21 protein-coding genes are annotated in these 26,107 nt (G+C 66.3%); 6 read left to right on the forward strand and 15 right to left on the reverse strand.

Annotation, left to right across the window (positions count from 1 at the left end; all coding sequences use genetic code 11):
* Positions 1-31: 31 nt before the first annotated feature.
* The 3 genes from addB to trxA all read left to right on the forward strand — a co-directional run bounded on the left by addB (position 32) and on the right by trxA (position 6,903).
* Complete coding sequence (gene addB, locus HEQ22_RS00740) at positions 32-3,049, forward strand: double-strand break repair protein AddB (RefSeq protein ID WP_432769295.1); 3,018 nt, start codon at positions 32-34, stop codon at positions 3,047-3,049.
* On the forward strand, positions 3,046-6,519 hold the full coding sequence (addA, locus tag HEQ22_RS00745; protein WP_432769296.1) for a double-strand break repair helicase AddA: 3,474 nt from the start codon (positions 3,046-3,048) through the stop codon (positions 6,517-6,519). The genes addB and addA overlap by 4 nt, the downstream gene beginning before the upstream one ends.
* A gap of 63 nt (positions 6,520-6,582) precedes the next feature.
* Entirely contained in the window at positions 6,583-6,903 is a 321-nt protein-coding gene (gene trxA, locus HEQ22_RS00750; protein WP_432769297.1) for a thioredoxin TrxA, read from the forward strand.
* A 68-nt stretch (positions 6,904-6,971) separates the two neighbouring features.
* Here trxA and argJ read toward each other — a convergent pair whose 3' ends face one another.
* The 6 genes from argJ to HEQ22_RS00780 all read right to left on the reverse strand — a co-directional run bounded on the left by argJ (position 6,972) and on the right by HEQ22_RS00780 (position 14,400).
* Positions 6,972-8,195 (reverse strand): bifunctional glutamate N-acetyltransferase/amino-acid acetyltransferase ArgJ, encoded by a 1,224-nt coding sequence (gene argJ, locus HEQ22_RS00755; protein ID WP_432769298.1) that lies wholly within the window; start codon positions 8,193-8,195, stop codon positions 6,972-6,974.
* 466 nt (positions 8,196-8,661) lie between these two features.
* Positions 8,662-10,098 carry an aldehyde dehydrogenase family protein gene (locus tag HEQ22_RS00760; protein WP_432769299.1) on the reverse strand — a complete coding sequence of 479 codons (1,437 nt, stop codon included), beginning with the start codon at positions 10,096-10,098 and terminating at the stop codon, positions 8,662-8,664.
* A gap of 67 nt (positions 10,099-10,165) precedes the next feature.
* Positions 10,166-11,485, reverse strand: a complete 1,320-nt coding sequence (locus tag HEQ22_RS00765) for a M20/M25/M40 family metallo-hydrolase (RefSeq protein WP_432769300.1) — start codon at positions 11,483-11,485, stop codon at positions 10,166-10,168.
* 91 nt (positions 11,486-11,576) lie between these two features.
* A complete protein-coding gene (locus HEQ22_RS00770) occupies positions 11,577-13,085 on the reverse strand; it encodes a PQQ-dependent sugar dehydrogenase (RefSeq protein WP_432769301.1) in 1,509 nt (502 codons plus the stop codon).
* A gap of 114 nt (positions 13,086-13,199) precedes the next feature.
* Positions 13,200-13,811, reverse strand: a complete 612-nt coding sequence (locus HEQ22_RS00775) for a flavodoxin family protein (RefSeq protein WP_432769302.1) — start codon at positions 13,809-13,811, stop codon at positions 13,200-13,202.
* A 67-nt stretch (positions 13,812-13,878) separates the two neighbouring features.
* Positions 13,879-14,400, reverse strand: coding sequence for a hypothetical protein (locus HEQ22_RS00780; protein WP_432769303.1), 522 nt, complete (start codon positions 14,398-14,400; stop codon positions 13,879-13,881).
* 144 nt (positions 14,401-14,544) lie between these two features.
* Between HEQ22_RS00780 and HEQ22_RS00785 the strand changes: the two genes are divergently transcribed.
* Both HEQ22_RS00785 and HEQ22_RS00790 read left to right on the forward strand, forming a co-directional pair.
* Positions 14,545-14,757, forward strand: a complete 213-nt coding sequence (locus HEQ22_RS00785) for a helix-turn-helix transcriptional regulator (RefSeq protein WP_432769304.1) — start codon at positions 14,545-14,547, stop codon at positions 14,755-14,757.
* A complete protein-coding gene (locus HEQ22_RS00790; RefSeq protein ID WP_432769305.1) occupies positions 14,754-15,413 on the forward strand; it encodes a hypothetical protein in 660 nt (219 codons plus the stop codon). The genes HEQ22_RS00785 and HEQ22_RS00790 overlap by 4 nt, the downstream gene beginning before the upstream one ends.
* An 87-nt stretch (positions 15,414-15,500) precedes the next feature.
* Here the strand turns inward: HEQ22_RS00790 and glnA are convergent, their stop codons facing one another.
* The 9 genes from glnA to HEQ22_RS00835 all read right to left on the reverse strand — a co-directional run bounded on the left by glnA (position 15,501) and on the right by HEQ22_RS00835 (position 24,995).
* Positions 15,501-16,913: a type I glutamate--ammonia ligase gene (gene glnA / locus HEQ22_RS00795; protein WP_432769306.1), complete on the reverse strand. Its 1,413-nt coding sequence runs from the start codon at positions 16,911-16,913 to the stop codon at positions 15,501-15,503.
* A gap of 69 nt (positions 16,914-16,982) precedes the next feature.
* Complete coding sequence (locus HEQ22_RS00800) at positions 16,983-17,321, reverse strand: P-II family nitrogen regulator (RefSeq protein ID WP_077147681.1); 339 nt, start codon at positions 17,319-17,321, stop codon at positions 16,983-16,985.
* A gap of 276 nt (positions 17,322-17,597) precedes the next feature.
* Positions 17,598-19,784: a PQQ-dependent dehydrogenase, methanol/ethanol family gene (locus HEQ22_RS00805; RefSeq protein WP_432769307.1), complete on the reverse strand. Its 2,187-nt coding sequence runs from the start codon at positions 19,782-19,784 to the stop codon at positions 17,598-17,600.
* 332 nt (positions 19,785-20,116) lie between these two features.
* Complete coding sequence (map, locus tag HEQ22_RS00810; protein ID WP_432769308.1) at positions 20,117-20,956, reverse strand: type I methionyl aminopeptidase; 840 nt, start codon at positions 20,954-20,956, stop codon at positions 20,117-20,119.
* A 45-nt stretch (positions 20,957-21,001) separates the two neighbouring features.
* Positions 21,002-21,397, reverse strand: a complete 396-nt coding sequence (locus HEQ22_RS00815; RefSeq protein ID WP_432769309.1) for a type II toxin-antitoxin system death-on-curing family toxin — start codon at positions 21,395-21,397, stop codon at positions 21,002-21,004.
* Complete coding sequence (locus tag HEQ22_RS00820) at positions 21,394-21,621, reverse strand: AbrB/MazE/SpoVT family DNA-binding domain-containing protein (protein WP_432769310.1); 228 nt, start codon at positions 21,619-21,621, stop codon at positions 21,394-21,396. Before HEQ22_RS00820 ends, HEQ22_RS00815 begins: the two co-directional genes overlap by 4 nt.
* 42 nt (positions 21,622-21,663) lie before the next feature.
* Complete coding sequence (gene clpA / locus HEQ22_RS00825) at positions 21,664-24,015, reverse strand: ATP-dependent Clp protease ATP-binding subunit ClpA (RefSeq protein WP_432769311.1); 2,352 nt, start codon at positions 24,013-24,015, stop codon at positions 21,664-21,666.
* A 155-nt stretch (positions 24,016-24,170) separates the two neighbouring features.
* Positions 24,171-24,785 (reverse strand): hypothetical protein, encoded by a 615-nt coding sequence (locus HEQ22_RS00830; RefSeq protein WP_432769312.1) that lies wholly within the window; start codon positions 24,783-24,785, stop codon positions 24,171-24,173.
* A gap of 12 nt (positions 24,786-24,797) precedes the next feature.
* On the reverse strand, positions 24,798-24,995 hold the full coding sequence (locus tag HEQ22_RS00835; protein WP_432769313.1) for a DUF1192 family protein: 198 nt from the start codon (positions 24,993-24,995) through the stop codon (positions 24,798-24,800).
* Positions 24,996-25,106: 111 nt separating this feature from the next.
* On the opposite strand from HEQ22_RS00835, the gene HEQ22_RS00840 reads away from it, so the two are divergent.
* Positions 25,107-26,105 carry an NAD(P)H-quinone oxidoreductase gene (locus HEQ22_RS00840; protein ID WP_432769314.1) on the forward strand — a complete coding sequence of 333 codons (999 nt, stop codon included), beginning with the start codon at positions 25,107-25,109 and terminating at the stop codon, positions 26,103-26,105.
* Positions 26,106-26,107: the final 2 nt, after the last annotated feature.

Consider the following 26,107-nt stretch of genomic DNA (forward strand, 5'->3'; position numbering starts at 1 on the left):
GCCGCGCTCGCAATGACGAAGTGTGAACCCGATGGCTGACGCAAAACCGACCGTCTTTTCCATCCCCGTCCAGCGGGCGTTCGCCGACGCGCTCGTCGCCGGCCTGATCGACCGGTTTGCCGACGGTGCGTTGGGGCTGGCCAAGGGGCTGATCCTGCTGTCCAGCAACCGCGCGCGCAGCGCGGTGCAGGCGGCCTTCGTGCGCGCCAGCGGCACGGGGCTGTTGATGCCGCGGCTCGCGGTCATCGGCGATGCCGACCTCGATGAAAGCGTTGCGCTCGCGCTCGATGCGATCGACGATGCGGCGCCGCTCCCGCCCGCGATCGACGCGCTGCGGCGGCGGCTGATGCTCGCATCGCTGATCGAGCGACACAATCCGGTGGGTGAAGAAGCGATCACCGGCGCCGCCGCGTTCCAACTTGCCGAAGGGCTGGGGCGGGTGATCGACCAGCTCCATTATGAGGAGGTCGCCCCGGCGCGGCTCGGCGACATCGAAGCCGCGCTGGGCGACCTCGCCGGTCATTGGCAGGCGTCGTGGCAGCGGCTGCAGCTGCTGATCGACCATTGGCCCGCAATGCTGGCGGCGACGGGGCATATCGACCGCGCCGACCGCCGCAACCGCCTGCTCGCGCGGGTCAGCGCAGGATGGCGCACCGCACCGCCGGGACGCTTCGTTGTCGCGGCGGGGGTGACCACCGCGGCGCCTGCGATCGCGCGGCTGCTGCGCACCGTGGCGGACCTGCCGCAGGGGATGGTGGTGCTGCCGGGGCTCGCCCTCGGCATGGCCGCGGAAGAATGGGACGCCTTGGGGCCGGTCAAGCCTGATCCGGAAAAGCCGGGCGAGCGTCCGCTCGAAACGCATCCGCAATATCATCTGAAACTGCTGCTCGGGCGGATGGGGATCGCGCGCGACGAGGTTGGCGCATGGGCCGCCGCTTCGTCGTCCGACGGCCCGGAGGCGCGCGCGCCGTTCCTGTCTCTGCTGTTCGCCCCCGCCGCCTACACCGCGCGCTGGCAGGCTGCGGCCGATGTCGCGCCGGGCCTGAGCGGGGTCAGCGCCGCGACCTTCGCCGACGACGGACAGGAGGCGCAGGGCATCGCGCTGATGATGCGGCGCACGCTGGAAGAACCTGGGCGCACCGCCGCGCTGGTGACCCCCGACCGCCTGCTCGCCGAACGTGTGGCCGCGGCGCTCGCGCGCTGGGACATCGCGGTCGACGACAGCGCCGGGCAGCCGCTGGGGCAGACGCCGCCGGGCGCGCTGTTGCTGCTGCTCGCCGAATTTGCCGCGGCGTTCGATCCGGTGCGGCTGGTCGCGCTGCTCGGGCATCCGCTGGTGCGAGCGGGCGAGGGACGGCTGGGTTGGCTCGACCAGGTGCGGCGGCTAGATCTGGTGCTGCGCGGGCCGGGGTTGGTGCCGGGCTGGTCGGGGGTTGCGGCGCGTATCAGCGAGATTGCGGCCGACGGCGATCGGCGCGGACATGGCGCGGCGACGGGGATTGGCGATTGGTGCGCCGATGTCGCCGCAGGACTGGGCGCCGCGCTCGCGCCTTTTACCGCGGGGGTTCCCGCGCCGCCGTCGGTGCTGCTCGGCGCGTTGCAGGACGCGCTCGGCTGGCTGACGGGCGACGGGGCGTGGACGGGCCATGCCGGCCGTGCGCTGTCCGATCTGTTCGACCGCTGGGCGCTGGCCAAGGGCGACGGTCCGGCGCTCGTCGCCCCCGCCGATTTCCCCGCGATGCTCGCCGACCTGATGTCGGGTGAGAGCATCCGACCGCCCTATGGCGGCCATCCGCGGCTGTTCATCTGGGGCTTGCTCGAGGCGCGGTTGCAGCGCGCCGACCTGATGATCCTGGGCGGGCTCGACGAAGGGCGCTGGCCGCCGCAGCAAAGTCCCGACCCTTGGCTGGCGCCCGGCATCCGCCGGATGCTAGGTCTCGCCGCGCCCGAGCGCCAGCAGGGGATGGCCGCGCATGATTTCGCCGGGGCCTTTGCGGCACGCGAAGTGGTGGTGACACGCGCGCTGCGCAGCGGCGGCGATCCCGCGGTCGCGTCGCGCTTCTGGCTGCGGCTGAGCGCGCTGGCGGGTGAACTGCCCGAAGCGACGCTGGACGGGCAGTCCGTGACCGCGCTGGCGGCGGCGCTAGACGTGCCGCCCGGCGTCAGCGAGCCTGCCAACAAGCCGCGGCCGGCGCCGCCGCAGACCGCGCGGCCCGACCGGATCAGCGTCACCGGGGTCGACCAGTTGGCGCGCGATCCCTTTGCCTTTTACGCCGCGAAGATATTGCGGCTGAGCGAACTCGAAGCGCTGAGCAGCGGTCCCGACGCCAAATGGTTCGGCACGCGGGTGCATAAATTCCTGCAGGACTGGCAGGCGGCGGGGCTGACCGAGGTGGGATTTGCGGCGGAACTGGCCGCATTGCGCGCCGATCCGGCGCTCGACTCGCTGGGCCGCGCCTTCTGGCTGCCACGCATCGAACCATCGCTGCGCTGGGCCGCCGAGCGCGTGTGGGCGGCGCGAGACGAGCGTTGGCCGGTGGCCAACGAGGTGAGCGGCACGTTGCTGGTCGATGGTATCACGCTGCGCGGCACCGCCGACCGCGTCGATCAGGCCGCCGATGGCACGCTGGCGATCGTCGATTACAAGACTGGTGCGGCGCCGTCGGCCAAATCGGCGGGCGACGGGCTGAACAGCCAGCTCGGCCTGCTCGGGCTGATCGCCGAACAGGCGGGGCTGGGCGACTTGGCGCCCGAACCGGTCGGCGCGTTCGAATATTGGGAATTGAAGCGCGACCGAAAAAAGGGCGTCGGCGGCGCGGTCAAGGCGATCAAGGGGCAGAAACCCAACCCGCCGACCGCCGCGGCGGTGGTCGAGCGCGCGTGCGAAGCGCTCGCCGAATTGAGCGCGCGCTTCCTGCTGGGGCAGGAGCCGTTCGTCCCCGGCGACAGCGCCAAACGCTACGCCGATTTCGACCAGCTGATGCGCCGCGACGAATGGTTCGGGCGTGGCGATCCCGATCCGGGCCCGGCCGGCGAGGGGGGGGCATGATCGATCCCGACAAGCTGATCAAGACGCTCGACGGCGGACAGCGCGCTGCGGCGGAGCCGGATGACCATGTCTGGCTCGGCGCCTCGGCGGGGACCGGCAAGACCCAAGTGCTGTCGGCGCGGGTGATGCGGCTGATGCTGGCGGGCGTGTCGCCCGAGGCGATATTGTGCATCACCTTTACCAAGGCGGGCGCCGCCGAAATGGCGCATCGCATCCACGAGCGGCTGGCGATGTGGGTGCGGATGGCCGACGGCGACCTGCGGCTCGACCTTGCGGCGCTGGGGGCGGATTGGGCCGAGCCGGGCATAATCGACCGCGCGCGGTCGCTGTTCGCCACGGTGATCGACAGCCCCGGCGGTGCGGTGCGGGTGCAGACGATCCACAGCTTCTGCCAGACCCTGCTCGGCAGTTTTCCGCTCGAGGCGAATATCCTGCCGGGCTTTCGCGCGCTTGAGGACAGCGAGGCGAGCGCACTGCAGCGTGAGGTGCTGGGCGAGTTGCTGGCGCAGGGCGACGCCGATGGTCAGGCGATGCGGGCGATCGCCGCGATGCTGTCGCTGCGGCTGGGGCAGGATGCCGCGATCGCTTTTCTGGCGCGCTGCGCGAGCAGTTTCACGGCGGCGAACGCGCCGCGCTTCGCACCGCGCGCCGCCGATTTGCGGGCGCAGCTGGGATTGCCGCAGGGCCATCCGCTGGCGTGGCAGGCGGGTGCGCTGGCGGGCGGCGCGGTCGCCGATACCGACATTGCGGCGGTCGCCGCGAGCGGGCGCGGCTGGGGGACGAAAACGGGCGACGGGCGCGCCGACATCATGGGCGACTGGCTTCGCGCCGACGCCCATGGGCGCGCCGCGATGCTCGCGGCGGTGCACGGCTGCTTCCTGACCGGCGCGGGCGACATGCGCGCCGACTATATCAAGGACAAGGGCGGCATGCGCAGCTGTCTTGCCGCCGCCGAACGCATCGTCGCGGCGACCGGGGAACTGCTCGCGACCGCCACCGCGATGGCGGTCGCCGACGATCTGGCGGCGGCGTGGGATTTGGGCAGCCGCTTTGCCGAGGCCTATGCGCTGGCGAAGCGCGAGCGGGGGCTGGCCGATTTCGACGATCTGATCAGCATTGCCGGGCATCTGCTCGCGCGCGGCGATTTCGGCGACTGGGTGCGCTTCAAGCTCGACCAGCGCACCGACCATATTCTGGTCGACGAGGCGCAGGACACCAATACGCGGCAATGGGAGATTGTCGCGTCGCTGGCCGGCGAGTTTTTCACCGGGGTCGGCGCCAAGGACGACCGCGTCCGCACGATGTTCACCGTCGGCGACCGCAAGCAGGCGATCTTCGGCTTTCAGGGCACCGAGCCGGCAGCGTTCGAAGCGGCGCGGCAAAGCTTTGCCAAGCGCGCCGCCGAGGGCGGCAGGCCGTTCGAGGACGTCGATCTCGACACCAACTACCGCTCGAGCCCTGCGGTGCTCGATGTCGTCGATGCATGGCTCGCGGCTGGCGCGAGCGCACTGATGGGGCTCGACAGCGACGAACCGCCGCACATTCCCGCCGATTTCAACCGTGACCGCGCCGGGCGGGTCGAGCTGTGGGCGCCGCTGCCGGTCGGCAAGGCGCTCGACGGCGTCGCGGAGGATGAGAGCGGTGTCGATTTTGACGGTGAGGATGAGACAGGTGGACCGCGCGACACCTCCGCCGCCGCGAGCGACCCGGCCAGTCTGCTCCTCTCGCGCGCGATTGCCGACGAGGTGCGGGACTGGATCGCGCACGGCAAGGACGGCCGCGCCGTCGCGCCCGGCGACATTTTGATCCTGGTCCGCCGCCGCAAGGATGTCGCGGCGCGGATCGTCGCGCGCCTGCAATCGCTGCATGTGCCGGTCGCGGGGGTCGATCGCTTTTCGCTGACCCAGTCGCTCGCTGTGCAGGACCTGCTCGCGGCGATGCGCTTTGCGGTGCAGCCGCTCGACGACCTCAATCTCGCCAGCCTGCTGGTGTCGCCGCTGTTCGGCTGGACGCAGGACGAGCTGTTTGGCTTTGCCCATGGCCGCCAGAAACGCGCGCTGTGGGAGCAGCTTCGCACGCGCGAAGGCGAAGCGCCACCCGCAACGATGGCGGCGCTGCGCGAATTGCTGGGCATGGGCGATTTCACGACCCCGTTCCGCTTTCTGGACAGAATATTGTCGGGGCCGCTCGACGGGCGGCGCAAGCTTTATCGTCGGCTGGGGCGCGAGGCGCGCGACCCGATCGACGAACTGCTGGCGCAGGCGCTGGCGTTCGAGCGGCAGGAAGCGCCGTCGCTCCTCGGCTTCCTCTCGCACATCGCCGCGAGCACCGCAGAGATCAAACGCCAGAGCGAGGCGCGCAGCGATGTCGTGCGCGTGATGACGGTCCATGGGTCGAAAGGCTTGCAGGCGCCGATCGTGATTTTGGCCGATGCGACCGATGATCCGAAGCCGCGCCGGGTGAGCTTTGGCCTGTCGATGGCGGGATGGGATAAATTGCCGGTATTTCCGCTCGGTAAGGACGAGCGCCATGGCGCGATTGCGGATGCGCACGACGCCAGGGAAGCCGCCGAGAGCGAGGAGCATTGGCGGCTGCTGTACGTCGCGATGACGCGCGCCGAGGACTTGCTGGTGGTTGCAGGGACGCGGAAGGCGGACGAGCTCCCCGAAGGCAATTGGCACAGCGCGGTCGATGCGGTGCTGGCCGACATGGGCGCCGCCTGGCAGGACGCCGGGCCGCGCTGGGGGCAGAAGCGCGTCCATGCCGTGGCGGGCAAGGCGCGTGCGGCGAAGGACAAGGCGCGGCTCGCCGCGCCGTCGGTGGTCGTGCCCGCATGGGCGCGGCAAGCGGCGCCACAGGAAGCGCGCCCGCCGCGTCCGCTCGCGCCCTCGGCGCTGGGCGAGGACGATGTCGCGGCGGTGCCGCAGGGCAGCGACCGCGCGGCCGCGGTGACCCGCGGGCGGCTGCTCCACGCGCTGTTCGAGCGGCTGCCGCCGGTGGCGCCGGAGCTGCGCCGTGCGGCGGCGCTGCGCTGGCTCGCGGCGCAGGCGGCCGATCTCGACGCGGCGGCGCGCGAGGCGATGATCGATGAAGTGCTGAGCGTGCTGGACAACCCCGCGCACATGGCGCTGTTCGGGCCGGGCTCACTGGCCGAGGTGCCGCTGTCTGCTGTGGTCGACGGGACAGTGGTCGCGGGGATCGTCGACCGGCTGCTGGTCACCAATGACGCGGTGACGGTGATCGATTACAAAACCGGGCGTCATATGCCGCGCAGCGCCACCGATGTCGCCCCCGCCTATCTGCGCCAGATGGCCGCGTATCGTGGCGCGCTGGCGGCGATATTTCCGGGACGCCGGATCGAAGCGGCGCTGCTTTATACCGCCGGACCGCGGCTGATCGGGCTCGACGATGCGCTGCTCGATGCGCACAAGCCGGGCTTGGCGGCAACCAAGGCGAATTTGGGCGGTTGAGGTCTTGAGCAGGAGGCTGCGACGCCTTAGCTTGAGGGCAACGGATTTTCAGGAGTTTGTATCATGGGTACCAAGGCCATCACCGACGACAGCTTCCAGGCCGACGTCCTCGACAGCGACACGCCGGTGCTTGTTGATTTCTGGGCTGAGTGGTGTGGACCGTGCAAGATGATCGGCCCAGCGCTGGAGGAAATTTCCGACGAGCTGGGCGAAAAGGTCGTGATCGCGAAGCTGAACATCGACGATCATCCCAATGCCCCCGCCAAATATGGCGTGCGCGGCATCCCGACGATGATCCTGTTCAAGAATGGTGAGGTTGCGGACACCAAGGTCGGTGCGGCGCCGAAGAGCGCGCTCAAGGGCTGGCTTGAGGGCGCGCTTTAAGAAGCGACCTTCATATGCCGATGGGCATCTCGACTTCGCTCGACGCGAACGGGTTTGTTAATTCCGCCTCAGCTCCGGTAATCGGCGTTGATGCTGATGTAGCCGTGGGTGAGGTCGCAGGTCCACACCGTCGCGCGGCCTTCGCCCAGCCCCAGGTCGGCGCCGACGCGGATTTCCAGACCCTTGAGATGCGTTGCAACGGGCGCCTCGTCATAACCGTCGACCGGCAGCCCGTCCTTCGCGACCCAGTGATCGCCGAAGCGGATCGCGAGGCGGTCGCGGTCGGCGGGCTCGCCAGCCTTGCCCACCGCCATCACGACGCGGCCCCAGTTGGCGTCTTCGCCCGCGATCGCGGTTTTGACCAGCGGGGAGTTGGCGATGGCGAGTGCGACGCGCTTGGCGCTGGCGTCATCGACCGCGCCGCTCACCTGCACCTCGATGAATTTCGATGCGCCCTCGCCATCGCGGACGACCTGCTGCGCGAGATCAAGCGCGACCGCGTTGATCGCGGCGTAGAGGGCATCGGCGCCGGGATCGTCGCGGGTGGTGAGCGGTGCGCCCCCCGCCTGTCCGGTCGCGAACAGCAGCACCGTGTCGCTGGTCGAGGTGTCGCTGTCGACGGTGATGCTGTTGAAGCTGCCGCCGGTCGCTTCGGTCAGCATGTCCTGGAGCAGCGCGGGGGCGACCGCGGCGTCGGTGAAGATATAACCGAGCATTGTCGCCATGTCGGGGGCGATCATGCCCGATCCCTTGACGATGCCCGCGACCTGGACGGTGCGGTCGCCGACGATCGCGCTCGCGGCCGAACCCTTGGCGAACGTGTCGGTGGTGCCGATCGTTTCGGCGGCGGCTTCCCACGCGCAGGGCTGGGCAGTCAGCGCGGCAGCGACCCCGGCGCGCGCCTTGTCCTTTGGCAGCGGGACGCCGATGACCCCGGTCGAGCTGACGAAAACTTCGGCGGCGTCGCAGCCAAGGTGATCCGCAACCTGCGCCATGATCGCCTCGACCGCCTCGCGGCCGCGATAGCCGGTGAAGGCGTTGCTGTTGCCCGCGTTGACGATCAGCGCGCGTGCCGATCCGTGCCTGACCTGTTCGCGGCCGAGTTCGACTTCGGACGAGCAGCAGACGTTGCGGGTGAAGACGCCGGCGACCGTGGTGCCGGGGGAGAGCTCGACATAGGTGAGGTCGCAGCGGTCCCAGTCCTTGTAGTGCGCCCGCGCGACGCGGCGCGTCACCCCGGCGATGTCGGGGAGGGCGGGGAAGGCTGCGGGTGCGAGGGGGGATATGGTCATGGGGAGGGCGTTTAGCGCCTCTCACCCAAACGCAAAACCCCTCCTGTTCAAGCCTTGGAGACGAAACGTCTGATCGCCCAAGCAAGTCCGATGCAACAGCCTGTGACCCCCAACATCGCAGCAAGAGCCATCAATTTGGATGAAATGTCATGGCTTGGCTGATGGCCCGCCCAGTAGGCCGCCGCAAACAAAATTGGGATACCCGCCACCGCAAAGGTAGTCAGAGCAACGACGCCGCCGATTAGCCAGCCAACGAGAGGGCTAAGCTCGCCTAACTTCATTTGCACAGCCTCCGTTCCGCCAACTCCCGCAAGAGAGGGCTTTAATCCTCCCTGTCGCATAGCGGTGGGGAGGTGGCAGCGCGAAGCGCTGACGGAGGGGCTTTGGCTCTACCGTCGATGCCCCTCCACCACCACTTCGCGGCGGTACCCCTCCCCACGGCTGTGCCGCAGGGAGGATTTGGATGTCAGGCCGGAATGCCGCTGATCGACTTCACTTCCATGAAATCCTTCAGCCCGAACACGCCGCCTTCGCGGCCATTGCCCGATGCCTTGTAACCGCCGAACGGGGCGCCGGGGCCGGGGCCCCAGGCGTTGACCGCAACCATGCCGGCGCGCAGTTTCGGGGCGACGTCGGCGGCCTGGGCGGGGTCGCCCGAGATCACCGCCGACAGGCCGTATTCGGTGTCGTTGGCGATATCGACCGCCTGGTCGATGTCGTCATACGCCATCACCGTCGCGACCGGGCCGAATATCTCCTCATTGGCGATCCGCATGTCGCGCGTAACGCCGGAGAAGACGGTCGGCTTGATATAATAGCCGCGGTTGACGTTCGACGGCAGGCCGGTGCCGCCGGTTTCGAGCGTCGCGCCCTCGTCGATCGCCGACTGGATGAGACCTTGGATCTTGTCGAACTGCGCCTTGTTGACGACGGGGCCGATGTGCGCGCCTTCGGTCTGCGGGTCGCCCACGCTGGTGCCGTCGAACATCGCCTTGATCACGCCGACTGCGGCCTGCGCCTCGTCTTTCTGGACGAGGATGCGGGTCGGGGCGATGCAGCTCTGGCCGGTATTGACGAGCACGCCCGACACCGTCGGCGGCAGGACCGCGGCAAGGTCGGCGCCCGGCAGGACGATGTTCGGCGACTTGCCGCCGAGTTCCTGATGGACGCGCTTGACCGTGTCGGCCGCCGCCTTGGCGACGAGGATGCCGGCGCGGGTCGATCCGGTGAAGCTCACCATCTCGATGCCCGGATGCGCGCTGATCGCGTTGCCGACGGTCGGGCCGTCGCCCTGGACGAGGTTGAAGACGCCCGGCGGGACGCCCGCGGCGTCGAGGATTTCGGCAAAGATCACCGCATTGCCGGGGCATTCTTCGGAGGGTTTCAGGATCATGCAATTGCCGCCGGCGAGCGCCGGGGCGACCTTCAGCGCGATCTGGTTGAGCGGCCAGTTCCACGGCGTGATCATGCCGACGACGCCGATCGGTTCATAGACGATCTTGTTCGCGCCATGCTGTTCGGTGAAGGAAAAATCCTTCAGTGCCGCGATCGTGCCGACAAAGCCGCCGATGCCGGCGCCGACCTGAGCCGTGCCCGCAAAGCTGACCGGCGCGCCCATTTCGCTCGCCATCGACTTGGCGAGGTCGGGGCCGCGCTTCTTATATTCCTCGACGATGCGGTTCAGGAGGTCGAGCCGTTCCTCGCGCGTCGTTTGCGAGAAGCTCTTGAACGCCTCTTTCGCGGCGGCGACGGCGTCATCGACGTCGGCCGCGGTGCCGAGGACGACGGTCGATGCCGCTTCCTCGGTCGCAGGGTTGATCACGTCGTGGAGCTTGCCGCCCTTGCTGTCGACCCATTTGCCGCCGATGTAATTTTGTTTCAGGTGCGTTTCGGTATCGCTCATAGTCTGTCTCCCATCGGCGTTTTATGGATACGTCTCGCATTGCTACCTAATGGCGGCGGCGAATGAATCAAGGCGCCGCGCGCTTTTCCGCCGCGAGCCGTGACATCAATATGGCGGCGCGGGTCGCCTGCCGCGCGATGCTGGGCAGATCGACGGTTTCTTCGGGGCCATGATCACCGGTCGAATAGGCGCCGAGGCCGGCGAGGCTGTCGACATGCGGGGCGACGAAGCTGATGTCGGCGGCGCCGCGCTTCAGCGGGTCGAGCGCGGCCATTTCGGCGAGCCCGAGGTCGCGGTTGATGGCGTTGAGCCGGGTCAGCAGCGCGCGGTTGCCGTCGGTCGGCGCCATCGCCGGATAGCCGCCGGGGTCGAAGGCGAGAGTCGCGTCGGTGCCCGAGGCATGGTCGGCGACGATCGCCGCCATTTTGGCCTTCACCCGCGCGGCCTGGTCGGCCGACAGGGTGCGCAGGTCGCCGCGGGCGATCGCGCTGGCAGCGATGATGTTCGTTTTGCCGTTCGCGCTCGCGCGAATCTTGCCTTCGTCGAGCGTGACCTGTTCGCCGCCCGCCACCAGTCCGACGTTGAAGGTCAGGTTGGGTTCGGGCAGTTCGGTGCGGAAGCGGTGGATGATCCGCGCCAGCTCGTAAATCGCGCCGTCGCCCGCATCGGCGCTGAAAATGCCCGAGCTGTGGCCGGTCTTGCCCGTTGCCGTCACCTGCCAGCTTTCGGACGAGCGCCGCGCGATCGAGCTCATGTCGGCGCCGCCATCGCGGATCAGCCCCTCGAACCCCAGCGCGACGTCGGCCGCCTTGCCCGCCTCGATCAGGTCGGCGCGCGCGACGCTCAGCGGATCGCCGGTGTCTTCCTCGTCGCCGGTCATGTGAAATTCGATATTGGCGTCCTTCAGCGTCCCGGCCCGGTGCATCGCGCGCAACGCGGCGACGACGACGACCATCCCGCCCTTGTCATCGCCGACCCCCGGACCCTTCGCCTTGTCGCCGATGCGTTCGAAGCGCTGGAAGGGCGAATCGGGTTCGAACACCGTGTCGAGATGCGCGATCAGCAGCAGTTTCTTGGTGTCGGATTTGCCGGCATGTGTCGCGATCAGATGCCCGGCGCGGCCCGTTTCGCGCATCGGTTTCCACGTCACGGTGAAGCCCAGCGGCTCAAGCTCGGCACGCATCATCGCCGCGACCTTTTCGACGCCGTCGAGGTTGAGCGAGCCGCTGTTCTGGTTGACCAGTTTTTCGAGCAGCGCGATCGAGCGGTCCTGCTCGGTGGCGACCGTTTTCGCCATCTCGGTCTCCGCCGGGCTGAGCTTGGCCGCTGCCGCGGGTGAAAAGGCGAGCTGGAGCGCGACGAGCGCAGCGACAGGCAAAAATTTCATGAGGACTCCTATGGATGGCCCCTTTTGGTGTTTGTCGTCTTCCGGAGCAAGCCTTGGGCCGATTTCTCGGGAACGGCGCTCGTCGCGTTCTCTAGCTACCTTGCCGGACCATGAAGATCCCGCCCTGAGCGAGAATGAACAGATTGCCCGCGCTATCCTCGCCGAAACCGTTGATCCGGCCGACTGCACCGACGTCGGGGGTAAAATCGTCGTTCCGTAATGCGGCTTGAGATCGCCCGAGCGTCTGGCCCTGCTGCAAACGGGAAAAGGGCACCGACAGAATGTTCGAAGGTCCCTCGTCTTCAATTTGTGCGAAAATATACTGGCCGCGAAGCGACGCCACCGGGCCGCGATATACATATCCCCCCCGGGTAGACCCTCCGTCGGGGACTTCGATTGCCGGCGGTGTTAGCCCCGCCGGAGCGACGCCTGAATAATGAAACGTTCCTTCCTTGTAAGGCCAGCCGAAATTGAGGCGTGGCGTGTCGAGGGGCATCAGGTCGATCTCGTTCGTTTGGGACCGTCCCATCTCGCCGATGATCAACGTCGATTCATAGAAGGCGGCATGATCGGGACTGAAGAGCCCCAAGGCAAATATGAAGGGGTCGCCGCCACCGCCTATGAAGGGATTTCCCGGCGCCGGGGAAATCGTCGATCCGTCGCTGCTGATCGCGGCGCGCAGGACTTTGCCGAATTTCACGTTGAGGTTCTGCGCATACATCGACAGGGTGCCATAGGCGCCGCCGACGACCCAGCCGCCATCGCCGAGCGCCATATAGAGGTAGCCGTCAGGACCGAAGCCGACCCAGCTCAGCGATCCCAGGGCGCCGCTGTTGAATTCGCCCCCGCTCGGCGATGGCATAAGGACCAGCGTGTGGTAATTGGAGGCGGTGTCGGGTTCGCCCAGCGTGTAGCTTCGAACCTCCAACGTTGGACCCGCGAGGGTGTAATCGGAAACGAGAAAGACGATCAGGCGCCGGGAAGATGCGTGATCGGGGGAGGCAGCGAGGCTGAATCCAGCACGAAATCTCGGGTCGGTGACATCCGGAATCTCCAGCACGGGCGTTCGTTCGCCCGTTGCCGGATCGAAACGGTAAATAATTCCCGTATTACTGCCGATATACACCCGGCTGTCGCCGGGGATTGCCGCAAGATCGGTCGCGGTAAATGTTGCCACCCGCACGAGTGAAATCCCCTCGCGACTGTTGGTGACGGTGACATTGACCAGCTGTGTCACGCTGGCGCGGCCGTCGCTGACGCGAAGCTGGACGGCATAGACATTGTCGCCGTCGGCATCGCCGGGCAGGTCGTAATCGGGTGCCGCCTTGAAACTCAGCGCCCCCGCGGCGGTGATCGACAGCAGCGAAGCATCGGCGCCGCCGTCGATGGTGAAGGTCAGCGCGTTGCCATCGGGATCGGTCGCGGTCGCCTGATAGGCGGCGACGCCGTTCTCAACCAGGCTGGCCGTCTGCGCCGAGGTGAAGCTCGGCGGGGCATTGGCGGCTGGCGGCGGCGTGGTTCCCCCGTCGCTGCCGCCCCCGCCCCCGCCGCACGCGGCAAGGAAAAGCGGCGCAATTGCGAGCGCGGAGGTCTTCTTCATGGCCAGCGGTCCTTCCGTAGCAAGCGATCGACCGCAGCGTGGCAGCAAAAGGCGCGCCCGGCAAGAAATCCGCCTATCTTGCCAGCAGGTTGAACCTTGCCGGATGCCAGCCTCTCACCCCGGATAGGGCGAGGTTTTCAGCAGTCGCGCGAGGTGCGCGGCGTTGGCGGCGACCATCCTGGCGGTTTCGGTGACCTTGCGGGGGCGGTGCTCTAGGTCCTTGAAATCGACCGCGCCCATCGCTTCGCCGACCCAGTAGCAGGCAGCGACGGCGGGAATCGTCCAGCCGACGTCGTTCAGCGCTTGGAAAATCTGCGCCGAGGCCTGGTGCGCGCCGTCTTCGTTGCCGACGATCGCGGCGACCGCAACCTTGCCATAGCTCGGCATCCGTCCCGCCGCGTCGGTTTCGGACAGAAAGGCATCCATCCGCTCCATCACCAGCTTGGCGACGCTCGACGCCTGCCCCATCCAGATCGGGGTACCGAAGATCAAGATGTCGGCGGCGAGGATCGCCTCGCGGATTTTCGGCCAGTCGTCGTCCGGCCCCTGGTTCGACGTGACCCCCCATTTGACATGGTGTGCCGCGATGCGGATCGGCTTGCCGACTTCAACGTCGTGGGCGGCGAAATGTTCGGCGAGCACGGCAATCATCGCGTCGGTCGAGCTGGCGCGGCCGCCCGCCGACAGCGAGCAGTTGATAGCGGCGGCGGTGAGCGGCTTGGTCATGGTCGATCCTTCGCGAACCCCCTCGCGCAGGAAGAATGGCCGGCAAGGGTGCGAAGTTCCCGCCGGGTCAGCCGGCGCCGGGCACCGTGTCGAAATCGTCGAGCCGGTCGAGCGCCGAGCGCGCGATCGCGTGCAGCTTGACCGCGTTGACGGTGAGCCCTTCGCTGGCGTGGCCGGTCAGGTCGTCAATCTGGAACCTGACCCGCGTCTGGCCGGGGGCGAGTTCTTCGAAGGTGAATTTCAGCCCGGTCTTCAGCGCGCCCTCGTCGACGTCGTAGATGATGTGCGTTTCGCGCGGGATTTCCATCATCACCGCGAGGCGGATCGTCTCGGCATCGGGGCGTTCCTTGGGGGCGAATTTGGCGAACCCCTTTTCACCGCGCCGGATCACCGCTTCGTGGAGGCGGGTCGAGCCGCCGTTGGTGACGAGCGGCAGTTCGGCAAATTCGCTGCCGTCGCGGCCGAACATGCGGGCGAAGACCTCTTCGCGCGGTGCGGCGACGGTCCTGGTCTGGCTGACCAGTTCGGCGATCTCGCCGCAGCCGCCGAGGAGCGACAGCGCGGCGATCATCATCATCGTGCGAATCATGGCAAACCCCCTGCCGATCTAGGCCGGGTTTAGCAGCGGCACCTTACGAAAGGGTAAGGGCGGGCGACCCGACGACCTGTCAAGAGCTCTTGACAGATCGTTGTGCGCGTCTGTAAAGAACTCTTTACAAGGAAGGGCTAGCGGTTGGAAAATCGGGTGCGCGAATATCGCGAGCGGGCGGGGTGGAGCCAAGGCGAACTGGCGCGCCGGCTGCGCGTGTCGCGGCAGACGATCAACGCGGTCGAGACCGACAAATATGACCCCAGCCTGCCGCTGGCGCTGCGCATGTCGGGCCTGTTCGGGCTCGAGGTGCGCGAACTGTTCATCGACGATTGGCAACCCGAGGAGGAAGCATGACCACCGTTCCCAAAAACGCGGCCGCCAAGCGCCGCAAGACGTTGCTCGCGATGGGAGTCGGCGCGATTGCCGGCGGCGCCGGGATGATGTTGTTGCTGACGATGTTCGACCGCGCCGCGCTGCCCGACCCCGACCCGTCGCGGATCGCCACCGCCGGGATCGGCCTCATCTATGCGCTGATGGGGGTCGCGGTCGGGCTGGGCGTGCTGGCGCCGCGCGCCGGCGCGCGCATCCTCAACGTCGAGGATGCCGATGAACTGCGCGAACAGCGCGCGATCTTGCTGGCCAATGCCGTCGGTTGCATCGCGATGGGGGCGGCGTTGATGCTGCTCGGCGTGGCGGCGGGCGCAGGGGCGCCGCTGGCGCTCGGCCAGCCGCTGGTCTTTGCCCTGCTCATCGCGGCGCTGATCGTCGCCAGCGTGGCGGGGGTGTGGTGCTGGCCGCGCTACGACGAATTGATGCGCAGCATGGCCGGCGAGGGCGCGGCGGCTGGCGGTTACCTGATCTTCTTCGCGCTCGTGCTGTGGGGCGGCGCCGCGGCAACGGGGCTGGCGGCGCTGCCGGGCGCGCTCGACCTGCTGTCGATCGCCTTCGGCTTCATGTTGATCGGTTGCTTCGTCGCGGTCGGTCGCCGCGGCATGCTCGAAATGCGCTGACGCCCGACAAAGCTGACCGCGAACGAAAAAGGGCGCCCGGTCCCCCCAGACCGGACGCCCTTCTTACGCGTCGCTGATCCCTGCGGATCAGGCGCTGTAGTACATATCGAACTCGACCGGGCTCGGGGTCTGTTCGACGCGATACACTTCGTCCCACTTCAGTTCGACATAGGCTTCGATCTGATCCTTGGTGAACACGTCGCCCTTGAGCAGGAAGTCGTGGTCGGCGAGCAGCGCGTCGAGCGCTTCGCGCAAGGACCCGCAGACGGTCGGGACTTCGGCGAGTTCCTCGGGCGGCAGGTCGTAGAGGTTCTTGTCCATCGGGTCGCCCGGATGGATCTTGTTCTGGATGCCGTCGAGCCCTGCCATCAGCAGCGCCGAATAGCACAGATAGGGGTTCGCCATCGCGTCGGGGAAGCGGAACTCGACGCGCTTCGCCTTGGCGCCCGCACCATAAGGGATGCGGCAAGAGGCCGAGCGGTTGCGCGACGAATAGGCGAGCAGCACCGGGGCTTCGAAGCCTGGGACGAGGCGCTTGTAGCTGTTCGTCGTCGGGTTGGTGAAGGCGTTGAGTGCCTTGGCATGCTTGACGACGCCGCCGATGAAATAAAGGCACATGTCGGAAAGGCCCGCATAGCCATTGCCGGCGAACAGCGGCTTGCCCTTTTCCCAGATCGAGATGTGGGTGTGCATGCCGCTGCCGTTATCGTCCTTGATCGGCTTAGGCATGAAGGTTGCGGTCTTGCCATAGGCATGCGCGACCTGGTGGACGACATATTTGTAGATCTGCATACGGTCGGCGGTTTCGGTGAGGGTGCCGAAGGTCAGGCCGAGTTCGTGCTGCGCAGCAGCGACTTCATGGTGATGCTTGTCGCAGGGCAGGCCCATTTCGAGCATCGTCGAGACCATCTCGGCGCGGATGTCGACGGCGCTATCGACCGGCGCGACGGGGAAATAGCCGCCCTTGGCGCGCGGGCGGTGCGCCAGGTTGCCGCCTTCATAGCTGCGGCCGGTGTTGGTCGGCAGTTCGATGTCGTCGATCTCGAACCCCGACTTGTTGTAGCCGGTTTCGAAGCGGACGTCGTCGAACATGAAGAATTCCGCTTCAGGGCCGACATAGACGGTGTCGCCGACGCCGGTCGAGGCGACATAGGCCTCGGCGCGCTTCGCCGTCGTGCGCGGATCGCGAGCATAGCCTTCGCCCGTCGACGGCTCGACGATGTCGCAGAAAATGACGAGCATCGGGGTCGCGGAGAAGGGGTCGTCATAGACCGCGTCGAGATCGGGCATCAGGATCATGTCGCTCTCGTTGATCGCCTTCCAGCCTTCGATCGACGAGCCGTCGAACATCAGCCCGTCTTCGAGCGAATCCTCGTCGATCACCCCGGCGCACATGGTGAGGTGCTGCCACTTGCCCTTGGGATCGGTGAAACGCAGATCGACCCACTCGATATCGTTTTCCTTGATGCGGGCGATGATGTCCTTGGGCTTGGTGGCCATGGTCTAAACTTCCTTCTTGCGATGAGGACCGGCTGCGCCGGCGTCGTTGAACAGGATGGGGAGCGGGGTTTAAAGCGCGTCGTCGTTGCGCTCACCGGTGCGGATGCGCAGCGCGGTTTCGACCGGGATGACGAAAATCTTGCCGTCGCCGATGCGGCCGGTCTGCGCGGCGGCGGCGATCGCCTCGACCACGCGCTCGGCCATCGAGTCTTCGACGATGACCTCCAGCTTCACCTTGGGCAGGAAATCGACGACATATTCGGCGCCGCGATATAGTTCGGTGTGGCCCTTCTGGCGCCCGAAGCCCTTGGCCTCCGTCACGGTGATCCCGCTGACCCCGACTTCGTGCAGCGCCTCCTTCACCTCGTCCAGCTTGAACGGTTTGATGATCGCCTCAATCTTCTTCACGCTTGCTATCCCCCTTTGGGCCGCCTCCGCCCGTCGCGGGCAAAGCCGGATCAGGCACGCCTGGTCCGGTCTCCCCCGTCGAGTCGGTGCGGTGTGCCGCCATCTTGCACCAATCAAGAGCCGTGCCAATTGGCGAATCGCAAGCTTTCGGTAAGAATTATGGAAGGAAGTTGCGCCGTTGCTTAAGGGGTGAGCAATGCACTCGCTGGCTTGCCTAAAAAAGCGGCAGATGCGTGTTTGTTCCTCCCAATGGGTACGCCACAGGGAGGATTTGATTTACCGCCCCATCGGCGCCGTGCTGTCGGCGAGGTTCGCCTTCGTCCAGTTCGACCGTTCGATGACATAGGCGCGCACCGCCTCGGCGTCGGCGGGGGTGAGGACGTTGGCGAAGCTGACCATGCCGCGGTCCTTGAGCGCGCCGTCGAGGATCACCGCTTTCCACGCGTCGGCGCTGGCGAGGGTGCCCGACACGCGCAGATCGGGGGTGAAGCCGTTGCCGATCGCGCTGTCGCCGTGGCAGACGATGCAATAGCGGCCGAAATGCGCTTTGCCCGCCGCGATCTGCGCCGGGGTGCCGATCATCGCCGGCGGCGTCCAGGCGAGCGCTGTGGTCGCGGGTGGGGCAGGCAACTGCGCGGTGCCGCCGATCTTGAGCACGACGAGGCGCGGGATATTGGGGACCTTGCGCGTCACCCCGCCCGCGACCCCGGCGACAAGCGGGAACGCGCCGCCCTTGCTGGTCATGAAGGCGACATATTGCACCCCGCCGACGCGGAAGGTCGACGGCGCGCTGACGATCCCCGACTGCATGTCGAGGTCGAGCAATTGTTTGCCGGTGTCGGCGGCATAGGCGCGGAAGCGGCCGGTACTGGTGCCCTGAAAGACAAGGTTGCCCGCGGTGGTCATCGTGCCGCCGTTCCACGCGGCGGGGTGATCGACGCCCCACGCGACCTTGCCGGTGCGCGGGTCGAAGGCGACGAGGCGCCCGGTGGTCGCGGCGACTGCGGCCCGATACGCCGCCTTGTCGTCGGGCAGCATCGTCCCGGTCAGCGAGGCGCCGATATTGAAGCCGACGACCTTGCGCCGGTCGAGTTCGGTCATGTCGGCGATATAGCCCTGCGGGATCTGCTGCGCCGGGATGTAAACGAGGCCGGTCTTGGGATTGTAGCTCATCGGGTGCCAATTGTGCGCGCCGAGCGCGCCGGGAATGGCGATGAACGGCTTGCCGGTCTTGTAGAAGCGCGCCTCGGGATTTTCGATCGGGCGCCCGGTGGCGAGGTCGTATCCCGTCGCCCAGTTGATTCCATCGACGAAGGGCTTGGCGTCGATCAGCTTGCCGGTGGTGCGGTCGATGGTGAAGAAGAAGCCGTTCTTTGGTGCGTGGTACAGCACCTTCGTCGGCGCGCCGTTCACCGCCTGCTCGGCGAGGATAATCGGCTGGGTCGCGGTATAGTCCCACGTCTCGCCCGGCGTTTCCTGATAATGCCATTTATAGGCGCCGGTGCTGGCATCGACCGCGACGATCGACGACAGGAACCAGTTGTCGCCTTCGCCGTTCGAGCGCGTGCCATGGTTCCACGGGTTGCCGTTGCCGACGCCAAGATAGACCTGGTCGAGATCCTTGTCGTAGACGATCGCGTCCCACACCGTGCCGCCGCCGCCCGAGGTCTGCCACTCGCCGGTGTCGGACCAGGTGACATTGCCCTTGCTCGCAAAAATGGCGTCGGAGGCTGCGCCGTCCTTTGCCTTGTCGGGGTTCGGCGCGGTGTAAAAGCGCCATTTTTCCTTACCGGTGTCGGCGTCATAGGCGGTGACGTACCCGCGCACCCCGAATTCGGCGCCGCCGTTGCCGATCAGCACCATGTCCTTGACGACGCGCGGGGCGCCGGTGATCGAATAGGGCTTGCGTTTGTCGAAGGTCTGTGTCGACCAGATCGGGTTGCCGGTCTTGCGGTCGAGCGCGATCAGCCGGCCGTCGAGTGCGCCGACGAAGACCTTGTCGCCCCACACCGCGACGCCGCGGTTGACGACGTCGCAGCACGCGCTGACCGCGCGTTCGCCGGGGACCTTGGGGTCGAATTTCCATAAAGGCTTGCCGGTCGCGGCATCCCACGCGCTGACCTTCGACCAGGCGTGGGTGACATACATCACACCGTCGACGACGACCGGCGTCGCTTCCTGCCCGCGCGCATCTTCCAGATCGGCGGTCCAGGCGATGCCGAGCTCGCCGGCATTCTGGTCGCTGATATCGGTCAGCGGACTGAAGCGCTGCTCGTCATAGCTGTAACCGATGGCGCCCCAATCGTCGCCGTTGCCGCCGGTCTTGAGCAGGGTCTCGCTGGCTTGTTCCGCGGCGTCGAGTGTGGCGGCACCCGATATGCTGTCATTCTTCGACGCATTGCATGATGCCAGTGCCAAAGCCGCGGTGCCCAGTAGCGCGGCCGAAAAGACCCGTTTCGCCATCCCTTGTCTCCCGTTCGACGCCTATCTTGACGTTAACGTCAAGTCTGCGCGCGAAGGGAGACGGGTGCAAGGGGGAATTTGGGGGGTGAAACGGACGAAGGGATTCGCGCAGAGTCGCCGAGATCGCAGAGGGAGAAGGGGGTCACGCGGAGGTGCGGAGAAACAGCGAACCCCAATGCCGTTGGCCCTGAGCTTGTCGAAACGCCGTTGTTTCTTTCAACGTCGGAGAGAAGAACGGTGCTTCGACAAGCTCAGCCCGAACGGAGGTGGGATATCGCTCTGCGTCTCCGCGCGAACCAAATTTCTGCGCTCTCTGCGCGAATTGTGAAATCTTACTGCCAAGGCGGCGCGTTCAACCCCTTGGGGCTGGCGGTGAAAATCTCACAGCCGGTTTCGGTGATGCCGATGCTGTGTTCGAACTGTGCCGAGAGCGAGCGGTCGCGAGTTACTGCGGTCCAGCCGTCGGGGAGCATCTTCACCGCAAATTTGCCGGAGTTGATCATCGGCTCGATCGTGAAAAACATGCCGGGGCGCAGCTCGGGTCCGGTGCCGGGGCGCCCGGCGTGGACGACCTCGGGGGCGTCGTGGAACATCTGGCCGAGCCCATGACCGCAGAAATCGCGGACGACCGAATAGCGGTGGCGCTCGGCGTGGTTCTGGATCGCATGCGCGACGTCGCCCATGCGGTTGCCCGGCTGCGCCTGCTCGATGCCGAGCATCAGGCATTCATAGGTGACTTCGACCAGGCGCTTCGCCTTGATCGGCACATCGCCGACCAGATACATACGGCTGGTGTCGCCGTGCCAGCCGTCGATGATCGTCGTCACGTCGATATTGACGATGTCGCCCTCGCGCACCGGCTTGTCGTCGGGGATCCCATGACAGACGACATGGTTGATGCTGGTGCAGCAACTGTGGGTGAAACCGCGATAGCCGAGCGTCGCGGGGATGCCGCCGCCGTCGAGCATCATCGTGCGGACAAGGTCGTCGATCGCCGCGGTGGTCACCCCCGGCTGAACGAAGGGGACAAGCGCGTCGAGAATTTCGGCCGACAAGCGACCCGCCTTGCGCATGCCGGCAAAGCCCGCTTCGTCGTGGAGCTTGATCGTGCCGTCGCGCACGGGAGTGGGCGTGCCGGCGCTGGCGGTGGTTACGGAGATGTAGTCGTACATGGGAGGGGATATAGCGGCTGGAGGGTGAAAAAGCGAGGGGGCCGTCTAGCTCGTGGTCAAATGGTCGCGAAACCACTGCGCCAACTCGGCCTCGCTGAGTTCGCCCGCCGCCAATGCAAGAGCAGTGGCGATGGCCTCGTCGGGTCCAAACTCAATCCGCTGACCATTCAGCCGCAAAAACAATCTCGCAAGCACCCACGCGGTCCGTTTGTTGCCTTCGCCAAAGGGGTGATTCCGCGCAACGCCAAAGGCATAAGCAGCAGCCAGCGCCATATGGTCATCCTCACCATATGCCCATTGGTTCACGGGTCGGGCCAGCGCTGATTCCAGCATACCGAGATCGCGCACGCCGGATATGCCGCCATGTTCGGCCAGCTGACGGTCGTGAATAGCCAGCGCCACATCGGCATCGAGCCAGACCGGCTCGACGCGACCGATCATTTTGCGAGAACGCGCAGGATATCACGATCCTCGCGCATAATTTCTTCCGCTATCGCCATCTTGGCCGCGAAGTCCGGGTTGGAGGCAGTCAGGCGCAAGCCATCAGGCGATTCCGTGGCATAGAGCGTATCGCCCAGCGCGACGCGCAACCGTGCAAGCAACTCCTTGGGCAGGATGACGGCGGCGCTGTTACCCACCTTGGTGATTTTGAGCGGCGTGTTCATACCCTCGTTATAACACGCCGCCCGGAAAATTCAAGCCAGCGTCTACTCCGCCGCCTTCGCCGCCTTGTCGGCCTTCGGCATCTTCGCCTTGCCCTTGCCGGCTTTCGGCGGCGCCGAGACGATTTCGAACGCCAGCGGGTTGCCGACCTTGGCGTCGTCGCCGGTCTTCATCTTCACCTTGACCTCGCCGCCATGGACGAGCTTGCCGAACAGCAGTTCCTCGGCCAGCGGCTGCTTGATCTTTTCCTGGATCAGGCGGCCCATCGGACGCGCGCCGTACAGGCGGTCGTAACCCTTGCCGGTCAGCCATTCGCGCGCCGCCTCGTCGAGTTGGATGTGGACGTTGCGGTCGGCGAGCTGGAGTTCGAGTTCGAGGATGAACTTGTCGACGACGCGCGCGACGACCTCGGGCGGCAGATAACCGAAGGGGACGATCGCATCTAGGCGGTTGCGGAATTCGGGGGTGAACATGCGCTTCACCGCCTCCTCCTGCACATCCTCGCGCGTCTGCTGGCCGAAACCGATCGACTCGCGCGCCATGTCGCTGGCGCCGGCATTGGTCGTCATGATCAGGATGACGTTGCGGAAGTCGACGGTCTTGCCGTGGTGGTCGGTCAGGCGGCCGTTGTCCATCACCTGGAGCAGGATGTTGAACAGGTCGGGATGCGCCTTTTCGATCTCGTCGAGCAGCAGCACGCAATGCGGGTTCTGGTCGATCGCATCGGTGAGCAGCCCGCCCTGATCGTAACCGACATAGCCCGGCGGCGCCCCGATCAGGCGGCTGACCGAGTGGCGCTCCATATATTCGGACATGTCGAAGCGCTGGAGCGGAATGCCCATGATCGACGCGAGCTGTTTCGCGACCTCGGTTTTGCCGACGCCGGTGGGGCCGCTGAACAGATAATTGCCGATCGGCTTTTCGGGGTCGCGAAGACCGGCGCGGCTGAGCTTGATCGCCGACGACAGCACCTCGATCGCGACATTCTGGCCGAACACGACGCGCTTCAGGTCTGTCTCGAGGCTGGCGAGCGTCGCCTTGTCGTCGCTCGACACCGATTTGGGCGGGATGCGCGCCATCGTCGCGATCACCGCCTCGATCTCCTTGGCGGTGATCGTCTTCTTGCGCTTCGACGGGGCGACGAGCATCTGCATTGCGCCGACCTCGTCGATCACGTCGATCGCCTTGTCGGGCAATTTGCGGTCGTTGATGTAGCGCGCCGACAGGTCGACCGCGGCGTTGATGGCGTCGGGGGTGTAACGCACCTGGTGATGCGCCTCGAACGCGCTGCGCAGCCCGGCGAGGATTTTCTTCGTGTCCTCGAGCGTCGGTTCGACCACATCGATCTTCTGGAACCGGCGCAGCAACGCGCGGTCCTTTTCGAAGTGATTGCGGAACTCCTTGTAGGTCGTCGAGCCGATGCAGCGGATGACGCCGCCAGACAGTGCGGGTTTTAACAGGTTCGACGCATCCATCGCGCCGCCCGACGTGGCACCCGCACCGATGACGGTGTGGATCTCGTCGATGAACAGGATCGCGTGCGGCAGGCCTTCGAGTTCGGTCACGACCTGTTTCAGCCGTTCCTCGAAATCACCCCGGTAACGAGTCCCGGCAAGCAGCGCGCCCATGTCGAGCGAATAGATGACCGCGGGCAGCAGCACCTCGGGCACGTCGCCCTCGATGATCTTGCGCGCGAGGCCCTCGGCGATCGCCGTCTTGCCGACGCCGGGATCACCGACATAGAGCGGGTTGTTCTTGCTGCGGCGGCAGAGAATCTGGATCGTGCGGTCGACCTCGGCATGACGTCCGATCAGCGGGTCTACCTTGCCGCCCTTCGCCTTTTCGTTGAGGTTGACGGTGAACTGGTCGAGCGCGGTTTCCTTCTTGTTCTTGCCGCTGCTGTCCTTGTCCTTCGTCTCTTCCTTTTCCTCGGGCTCGGCCTGCGGCGAGGGTTTGCCGCCCTTGCCGACGCCGTGGCTGAGGTAGGAGACCGCGTCGAGGCGGGTCAGATCCTGCTGCTGGAGGAAATAGACGGCGTAACTTTCGCGTTCGGAGAACAAAGCGACGAGGACGTTGGCGCCGGTGACCTCGTCCTTGCCCGACGACTGGACGTGCAGGATCGCGCGTTGCACGACGCGCTGGAATCCGCTGGTGGGGCTGGGGTCGCTGTGCCCCTCGACCTTCAGACTGTCGAGTTCGGTGTCGAGATAATGGACGACCGCGTTTTGCAGGTCTTCGGTCGCGACGCCGCAGGCGCGCATCACTTCGGCGGCATGATCGTCGTCGATCAGCGCGTAAAGCAGGTGCTCGAGCGTCGCATATTCGTGATGGCGCTCGGAAGCGGCCTTCAGTGCGTTGTGCAGGGTCTTTTCGAGGCTTTCCGAAAAGGACGGCATGGACTCATCTCCTTGGGGACAAGCCGGGGAGAGGCCCGCCCGATAGGCACAAGGTGGCGATGCCGCCGCCCCGCCGCAAGGGAAAAGCGGAGGCCTGTGTGAAATTACGATGACAGGGTTGTTTTATGGTTAACGAGGCGTTGAGATTTTGGGCCTCAAGATTCGGAACCAAGATAGCCGTTGAGAAACGCGTAGCTGAAGTCGCCGCCGTGCCGATAATGACCGACATAATGCGTGGCGGTGATCGCGAAAGAGAAGTCGGTGCTGCGTCCCGTGCAGGTTTCGATATCTCGAAGGCTTCCGCGGGCGGCTGCGAAACGGTCGCGAATGGCCTTGAGTTGGGGGATCGCTTTAGATTTGACGCTCGCCATGCGGGCGAGTTGGCGGCATTGCTGCGCGAGCGTGGGCGGTTGGCGCCCCTGCTCAACCATTCCGTCCCCGATGTTGAAAGAGATGGTCCGGACGCGCACAGTGCCGAACTCGCCGGTGCTCGTAAGCCCGCTGCTCATCACTTGGATGCCGCCGCCCCGGCTTGTCGTCGCAAAGCGCACCCTGTCGTGGCCGCGGGTAAACAGCAGTGTCACCGGCGCGTTGATGCCGATCCAGTCAGACGCGTCCGAGCGCATTGGCGCGGCGCTGTCCGCATTCACTCGGTTGAACTCCGATACAGGCATTCCTGGCCACGCGGTCACGACCTTTTCGGTGCCGCAACTGCAAAGCGGGAGCAGCATGAAGGCGATCATTGGATTTACGGATTTCGGCAATTCCAAGTTACCGCGCGCCTAGCCCTTTTTGAACAGGGCGTCGGCGATCGCCTTGTGGCTCGCCGCCGCCGCCTTGTGCGTCTTCACCCGTTCGATCTCGGCTTCCAGCAAGGCCATGCGCTCGTCGAGTTCGTCGATCGACAGCGGGTCGAGCGGTTGGCGGGCCAGCGCGGCCAGCACATCGTCGCGGCGGCGGGGCAGGTCGTCATCGTCCATGGCGGTTCCTTTCGCGCGGGTCCCGGTGGAAGCCGCGACTGTTGACCCGTGTCGCCATGCTGTCAATAAGGCGTGCGAGTGGGAAGTTAATCGAAAGTGGGGGTTTTCAGCGTGACCAGCTTGCCAGCAAGCATGACCGCCGTCGCGATCAGCGCGCCGGGCGGACCCGAAGTCCTGATGCCCGAAACGCGCGCCGTGCCGCAGCCGGGGCCGGGCGAGGTGCTGGTGCGCGTCGCCGCGGCCGGGGTAAACCGTCCCGACGTGCTGCAGCGCATGGGATTCTACCCGCCGCCGCCGGGGGCGTCGGACCTGCCGGGGCTCGAAATCGCCGGGACCGTCGTCGCGGTCGGGGCGGGCGGCGACCCCGAACTGCTGGGGCAGGCGGTGTGCGCGCTGGTCGCGGGTGGCGGCTATGCCGAATATTGCACCGCCCCGGCGGGAAGCTGTCTGCCGGTGCCGCGCGGCTTTTCGATGACCGAAGCGGCGGCGCTGCCCGAAACATTGTTCACCGTGTGGCACAATCTGTTCGAGCGGGCGTGGGTCAAGGAGGGCGACACCGTACTCGTCCACGGCGGCACCAGCGGCATCGGCACCACCGCGATCGGCCTCTGCAAACTCTTCGACATCAAGGTCATTGTCACCTCCGGCAGCGCCGCCAAATGCGATGCCGCGCGCGCGCTCGGCGCCGACCTGGCGGTCGATTATTCGGCCGAGGATTATGTGGAGGCGGTCAAGGCGTTCACCGACGGCCGCGGCGTCGATGCGGTGCTCGACATGGTCGGCGGCGATTATGTGCCGCGCAACCTGGAGTGCCTTGCCGACGACGGCCGTCACGTCACCATCGCCTTTCAGCGCGGCGCCAAGGTCGAAATCGACATCAGCCAGGTGATGCGCCGCCGCCTGACGATGACCGGATCGACGCTGCGCGCGCGCAGCGCCGATTTCAAGGCTGCGCTCGCCGACGAAATCCACCGCACGCTGTGGCCGCGCCTGTCCGAAGGCGCTTGGAAGCCCGCAATGGACCAGAGCTTCCCGCTCGCGGAAGCCGGCGCCGCGCACGCGCGGATGCAGGCTGGCGAGCATGTCGGGAAGATCGTGCTGACGGTGTGAGC

Source organism: Sphingopyxis sp. (assembly GCF_050916055.1).
Taxonomy (GTDB): Bacteria; Pseudomonadota; Alphaproteobacteria; order Sphingomonadales; family Sphingomonadaceae; genus Sphingopyxis.